Annotated in this window: 7 protein-coding genes; 4 read left to right on the top strand and 3 right to left on the bottom strand. The window is 63.6% G+C overall.

What is annotated here, in order from left to right; all coding sequences use genetic code 11:
• On the top strand, positions 1–288 hold a 288-nt coding region (locus EOA24_RS23150), incomplete at its 5' end, for a DHHA1 domain-containing protein (protein ID WP_245501834.1).
• Positions 289–523: 235 nt separating this feature from the next.
• Here the strand turns inward: EOA24_RS23150 and EOA24_RS23140 are convergent.
• Together EOA24_RS23140 and EOA24_RS23135 are read right to left on the bottom strand one after the other, a co-directional pair.
• On the bottom strand, positions 524–1150 hold the full coding sequence (locus tag EOA24_RS23140) for a glutathione S-transferase family protein (RefSeq protein WP_126082476.1): 627 nt from the start codon (positions 1148–1150) through the stop codon (positions 524–526).
• A 163-nt stretch (positions 1151–1313) separates the two neighbouring features.
• Positions 1314–2525, bottom strand: coding sequence for an NADP-dependent isocitrate dehydrogenase (locus EOA24_RS23135; protein ID WP_112127719.1), 1212 nt, complete (start codon positions 2523–2525; stop codon positions 1314–1316).
• Positions 2526–2733: 208 nt separating this feature from the next.
• Between EOA24_RS23135 and EOA24_RS23130 the strand changes: the two genes are divergently transcribed.
• From EOA24_RS23130 to murI, 3 genes are all read left to right on the top strand, one after another.
• Positions 2734–3582 (top strand): RNA methyltransferase, encoded by an 849-nt coding sequence (locus EOA24_RS23130; protein WP_126082477.1) that lies wholly within the window; start codon positions 2734–2736, stop codon positions 3580–3582.
• Positions 3583–3663: 81 nt separating this feature from the next.
• A complete protein-coding gene (locus EOA24_RS23125; RefSeq protein WP_126082478.1) occupies positions 3664–4269 on the top strand; it encodes a hypothetical protein in 606 nt (201 codons plus the stop codon).
• 180 nt (positions 4270–4449) lie between these two features.
• On the top strand, positions 4450–5250 hold the full coding sequence (murI, locus tag EOA24_RS23120) for a glutamate racemase (RefSeq protein ID WP_126082479.1): 801 nt from the start codon (positions 4450–4452) through the stop codon (positions 5248–5250).
• Here murI and EOA24_RS23115 read toward each other — a convergent pair.
• Positions 5247–6632 (bottom strand): RNB domain-containing ribonuclease, encoded by a 1386-nt coding sequence (locus EOA24_RS23115; RefSeq protein ID WP_127410098.1) that lies wholly within the window; start codon positions 6630–6632, stop codon positions 5247–5249. The genes murI and EOA24_RS23115 overlap by 4 nt on opposite strands.
• Between the last annotated feature and the right edge of the window lie 105 nt (positions 6633–6737).

The following is a 6737-nucleotide window of genomic DNA, read 5'->3' as shown; positions in this document are numbered from 1 at the left end:
GCGCCGAAGGACCTGAAGCCACTTGCCGATGCCGGCAAGAAGACGCTCGGCTCAGGCGTGGTCGTCTTTGTCGGCGCCGGCGAGGACAATAAGGCAAGCGTGGTCGTCGGCGTCACCGACGATTTGACCGGCCGCTTCAGCGCTGTCGATCTCGTTCGCGTCGCGTCCGCCGCGCTTGGCGGGCAGGGCGGCGGCGGCCGTCCCGACATGGCGCAAGCCGGCGGCCCGGATGCCTCCAAGGCAAATGATGCGATCGCGGCGGTGAAGGCGGCGCTGGAGGCAGCGTAGGTCGCTTGGCGCGGGCCGGTTCCCGATTCTGTGAGGCTGGTGCTGCCCCTCATCTGCCTGCCGGCATCTTCTCCCCGTTGAACGGGGAGAAGGGGCCGTCATCGCGGCTTTCGCCAATAGTCAGCCTTGCAGAACGCGCCGGCGTTGCGGCCAGCCTCTTTCTCCCCGTTTTACGGGGAGAAATGCCCGGCAGGGCAATGAGGGGCAGTGCCGACGCTGAGAAAGTTCACTCGAATTAGACGACCTTTTCAGTCAGCGTAAAGCTCAGACGAGCGGCTACGCGAGAATACCACTCATCGATTTCCGCAAACCGCGCCAGCAGGCTGCGCCCTTCCTCGACCTTCAGGAAATAGGCGATGATCGGCGCCGCGTGCAGGTCGGCCAGCGTCAGTTGCTCGCCGAGCAGCCAGGGCCCTTTTGCCTTGAGCGATGTCAGGACCTTGAGCACGGTCTCGGCCTGGCGGAGCCCGGCGGCGACCAGCGCCTCATCCGGCGGCGTTTTCTCCAGCCGCTCGACCGCCACATCCCAGACCATGGCGCGGTAGCCATAGGCGTCGAGCATGCCGATGATCTGGTTCATCCGCGCCCGAAGGCGCGGATCAGTGGGCTGAAGGGCCGGACCATCGAAGGCTTCGTCGACATAGCGCGCAATTGCGCCGGTCTCGAACAGGCGAAAGCCGTCATGCTCGAAGGCCGGGATGCGGCCGAACGGGTGATGTTCCAGATACCAGGCGGGAATGCCGTCGGCGGCGAAGATGTCGAGCGGCGCCAGCTCGTAGCCGATGCCTTTCTCTTCCAACGTCATCCGCGCGATGCGCACATAAACGCTGTAGTCGGCGCCATAGAGGATCGGCTTGGCCATCGCTTCCGCTCTTTTTGCTTACCCCACAAAAAACGAAGGCTCCCTTCGGAGCATTCGACATTAAGGCACTTTGTCACACGGCCCGGCCCCACGCTATGGCTCCGGGCGTTCGTCGCTTGAAAAGCCCATTTTTGGGCTTTTCATGCGCTTCGCGCACCGCTCCTCACCCCATTGCCTTCTGCAAATTCTCGTCGATCTTGTCGAGGAAGCCGGTGGTGGAGAGCCAGGGCTGGTCGGGGCCGATCAGCAGCGACAGGTCCTTGGTCATGAAGCCGCTTTCGACGGTCTGGATGCAGACCTTCTCCAGCGTCTCGGCGAAGCGCTTCAGCTCGGCATTGTCGTCGAGCTTGGCGCGATGGGCAAGGCCGCGCGTCCAGGCGAAGATCGAGGCGATCGAATTGGTCGAGGTTTCCTCGCCCTTCTGGTGCTGGCGGTAGTGGCGGGTCACGGTGCCGTGCGCGGCTTCCGCTTCCACCGTCTTGCCGTCGGGGGTCATCAGCACCGAGGTCATCAGGCCGAGCGAGCCAAAACCTTGCGCGACGGTGTCGGACTGCACGTCGCCGTCATAGTTCTTGCAGGCCCAGACATAGCCGCCGGACCATTTCAGGCTCGAAGCGACCATGTCGTCGATCAGGCGGTGCTCGTACCAGAGTTTCCGCGCCTTGAACTCGGCCTCGAACTCCTTCTCGTAGACTTCCTGGAAGATGTCCTTGAAGCGGCCGTCATAGGCTTTGAGGATGGTGTTCTTGGTCGACAGATAGACCGGGAAGTTGCGCAGCAGGCCGTAGTTCAGCGAGGCGCGGGCGAACTCGCGGATCGACTCGTCGAGATTGTACATGGCCATGGCCACGCCGGCGCCAGGCGCGTCATAGACCTCGTGCTCGATCACCTGGCCGTCCTCGCCAACGAACTTGATGGTCAGCTTGCCCTTGCCGGGAAAGCGGAAGTCGGTGGCGCGGTACTGGTCGCCGAAGGCATGACGGCCGACGACGATCGGCTTGGTCCAGCCCGGCACCAGGCGCGGCACGTTCTTCATGATGATCGGCTCGCGGAAGATGGTGCCGCCAAGGATGTTGCGGATGGTGCCGTTGGGCGACTTCCACATCTTCTTCAGCTTGAATTCCTCGACGCGCGCCTCGTCGGGGGTGATCGTCGCGCATTTCACGCCGACGCCCCATTTCTTGATGGCGTTGGCCGAGTCGATCGTCACCTGATCGTTGGTGGCGTCGCGGTGCTCGATGCCGAGGTCGTAATATTCAAGCTTCAGATCGAGATAGGGGTGGATCAGCTTGTCCTTGATGAACTGCCAGATGATGCGGGTCATCTCGTCGCCGTCGAGCTCGACGACCGGGTTCGCCACCTTGATCTTCGCCATGGATAGAGTGCCTCGTTGCTGGGGGATCTGGACGGCCTTGCCCGCATGGTTTCGGCCGGGAATGCGGAGCGTATATCAAAGGCTTTTTCAGCGCGCAAACCACGATCCGCGCCGGGATGGACGTGTGCCGCTGTTGTGAATGCTTCATTTTCCCGGCCAAATGTGGCAGGGGACGCCGAAACGCCGCAAACCCCGGTTACCCACAGCCATGCCAGCCACCGAAGTCACAACCAAGACCGCCTCCGCCGGACCGGCGATCATCCTGGTCGAGCCGCAGCTCGGCGAGAATATCGGCATGGTCGCCCGCGCCATGGCGAATTTCGGCTTGTCGGAACTGCGCTTGGTCAACCCGCGCGATGGCTGGTCGAGCGAGAAGGCGCGCGCGGCTGCCAGCCGTGCCGATCATGTCATCGACGCCACCCGGGTCTTCGATGATCTGGCCTCCGCGGTTGCCGACCTGAACTTCGTCTTCGCCACAACGGCGCGCGAGCGCGACGGCTTCAAGCCTGTGCGTGGGCCGGTAGAAGCGGGCAGGGCGCTGAGGGCACGCGTCGAGGCGGGCCAGCGCACCGGCATCCTGTTCGGGCGCGAGCGCTTCGGTCTCTATAATGATGAGGTCGGGCTTGCCGACGAGATCGTCACTTTTCCGGTCGATCCCGGCTTCTCCTCGCTCAACATCGCGCAAGCGGTGCTTCTGATGTCCTATGAATGGATGAAATCCGGCCTCGCCGACGAGACTGAGACCAATTTCTCCGGGCCGGAGCTGGTGCCGGCGAACAAGGAGCAGCTGCACAGCCTGTTCGCCTATCTGGAGAACGCGCTGGAGGCCCGAGGCTACTTCCGCCCGGAAGAAAAGAAGCCGAAGATGGTCGACAATCTGCGCGCCGTATTGACGCGCGCGGGCTTTGCCGAGCCGGAACTGAAGGTTCTGCGCGGCATCATCTCCTCGCTCGACCGGTTCTCGCCGGCCATGCCGCGCGGCGATGGCTCGCCTGGGGATGATCCGAGGCGGCTGCCGGCGGGTGCTCGCAGTCGCGCCAAAGACGAAGAAAGTTAAAATCGATAAGCTGTGAGCATTTGAAGTAACCGATTTTTATTCGGTTGTGCCTCATCCTTGCTGCAATAGTGGGGCTGGCACATGTTTACGTCCAATATTGGCCGACTGCGCTTTTTCCTTTACTCTCTCGGTCTTGCCGTCGCCGAAACCGTGGTGATCGTTGTCTGCATTGTCGGCACGATCGGTTTCGAAGGACTGATCAATTCGGGACCTGGCCCGGCGCGGCAGGGCATGGCAGGCGCGGTCCTGATCGCCTCGCTCATCTTTGTCGCGCTTCGCGGCAACATCGCCGCGCGCCGCACCCGCGACGCGAATGGACGCCGGTGGATCATGTGGGCTTATATTGCCCTTTCCGCCGTCTATGCCCTTCTGCAGGCGGGCGTGCTGCTGGTCGTCAAATTCGACGATCCCGAGAGCATTCCGGGCGGGCTGAATCTGCTCGGACTTTCGATATTCGGACTTTGGTGCACGATCCTCTGGGCGAAACCCGTCGCGGGCAGCAACATCGATGAATTGACGGATGTTTTCGACTTCGACGGTCCGCTGCCGGCACCGGCGCGCACTGCACGCGCCGCTGTGCCGGCCGCACCACGCGCCGCGGCTGCCGCTGCAACTCCCCGCGTTCCGCCCGCACCGCAGCCCTTCGGCCGGCCGCGCCCGGCCGGCTTCGGCAAGCGCGGCATATGAGCGAGCCTGCGAGACAGCTGCGCAAAAGCTGCTCGCATTCGCCTCTTCAAGACCAAGATCATTCGCGATAGAAGCGCCTGCGGTCCAATCACGGACCTTCCGCCTCTCTTTGTTTTGACGCAATTCCGGACGGAAAACCGTTTCACACTTTTCCTGGAATTGCTCTATGACCGGATGACAATGAGCGATCGATCAAGCCAGCGCCCGATCCTGATGTTCGATTCCGGCGTCGGCGGGCTGACCGTGCTGCGCGAGGCGCGCGTGCTGATGCCCGATCGCCGCTTCGTCTATGTCGCAGACGACGCGGCTTTTCCTTACGGCGCCTGGGAGGAGCCGGCGCTCAAGGATCACATCCTCACGCTGTTCGGCAAATTGCTCGACCGCCTGCAGCCGGCGATCTCGGTGATCGCCTGCAACACCGCTTCGACGCTGGTGATCGACGCGCTGCGCGAGACATTCCCCGACCATCCTTTTGTCGGCACCGTGCCGGCAATCAAGCCGGCGGCGGAGCGCACGCGATCCGGCCTCGTCTCCGTGCTGGCGACGCCAGGCACGGTGAAACGCCAGTACACGCGCGACCTGATCAGCAAATGGGCGCAGAAATGCCATGTGCGCCTGGTCGGTAGCGATAGGCTGGCGGGGTTGGCCGAAATCTATATGCGCCAGGGCTTTGTCGATGAAGAAGCCGTGCGCGCCGAAATCGCGCCTTGTTTCATCGAGCGCGAGGGCAACCGCACCGATATCGTCGTGCTTGCCTGCACGCATTATCCGTTTCTCGTCAATCGCATGCGAAAGACGGCACCCTGGCCGGTCGACTGGATCGATCCGGCCGAAGCGATCGCCCGGCGCGCCATGTCGCTGCTCGAACCGGTCGCAGAAATATCCAGCGACAGCGAGCCCGATCTTGCCGTCTTCACTTCCGGCAAGGTGGATTTCGCCACTCGACGGCTGACCCAGGGATTTGGACTGACCGCGCGTTAGACGGCAGTCTCGAAGACAATGCTGCGCTGACCCGGATCGGCCGAGATCAGTTTCAGCCTGAGATCGTCGCCCTGCCTGAGGCCGGAGGCCTTCACATTGGCAACGACAGGCATGTCGGCAAGCTGTGCGCGCACGCCATGATCGATGAAGTCGGTGACGACGGCCTTGAACGTCTCACCCTCGTGTCCTTTGAGCATCACCGCCTCGGCAAGGTCGATGGCCGCATGGTTGATCTGCGAGGCTCGGGCATCGCCGCGCCCCATCACCTTCGGCAATCTGGCGAAGGCGTCGCTGACCGCCTGCGGCACGGGCTGACCGTTGGCGATTGCCAGTACGCAGCGCACGACGTAGCGGTCGGCCAGCCGCCTGAGCGGGGCCGTGGCATGCGCGTAGGTTGCGGCCATCGCCTCATGCCAGGGGACGACGCCCTGCTGATAGGGCTGGTAGGACGCGCCGTTGCCCGCGCGGCGGATTTCCAGCATCAGCGCCGCCTGTTGCGGATCGGCTGGATCGAGCGCGCGCTGATAGTCGCGCAGGCTGGTGGAGGCCGGCCAGGACAGGCCGAGCGCCCGTGCCGCGCTGCGCAGCCTTTGCACCTTCGAGGCATCAGGCCCCGACATCACCCGGAACAACCCGGTCTTGTGCGCCAGCATGGCGTCGGCGATCGCCATATTGGCGGCCAGCGAAAGTGCTGCATTGTCCTGTTCGGATTGCAGCAGCGGCCTGAACGAAAGCCGGAACGTGCCGTCGGCGAGCCTTTCCACCTCCTGCTCGGGCGGGTCGACGCGCGAAGCGCCGCGGCGCTCTTCGTTGGCCGCCATGCGCCGCGCCAGTTCGGCGAAGCCGGCGGGTACATCCGAAGGTTTGACGCTGTCATAGGCGAGCTTGGCGCGGCTTTGGATGATCGCCCGCTCAGCGCTGTCCAGCTTCACCGCACCGTCACCGGCAACCCTGATTGTGAAGATGACCGCCGGGCGGGGTCCATCGGGCAACAGGCTCGCCGCGGCCTCGGCAAGCACCGGCGGGTAGAGCCCGGCCTTGCCGTCCGGCAAATAAAGCGTCTCACCTCGGTTCCAGGCTTCGAGATCAATCGCGTCGCCGTCCTCGACGAACCAGGCCACGTCGGCAATGGCATAATGCAAGAGAAGGTCGCCGCCGCTGGCCTCGATCGAAAAGGCCTGATCAAGATCGGTGGAGCTCGCCGGATCGAGCGTGACGAAAGGCATCGCGGTGCGGTCGGCATGCTGCGCGGGCGCACGCTTTGCCGCAGCCTGCGCCGCAGCCATCACCTCCGGCGGAAATCCATCCGGCACGTGGAATTCGGTGCGGATTTTTGTCAGGCCGGTGGAGAGGGCCTGTGAGGGATCGGTCAGCGATTTCATGCCGTTGTCCTACACTGGCGTCCCGGACGCGGGAAGGCTGCGAAGGAAAATCGCCCGGGGATGGCCGACTGACTACCGACGCCAAGGATGTGTTGGAACTGCTGC

The organism is Mesorhizobium sp. M2A.F.Ca.ET.039.01.1.1 (assembly GCF_003998035.1).
GTDB lineage: Bacteria > Pseudomonadota > Alphaproteobacteria > Rhizobiales > Rhizobiaceae > Mesorhizobium.
This window is presented reverse-complemented; position numbering and strand designations above follow the sequence as displayed.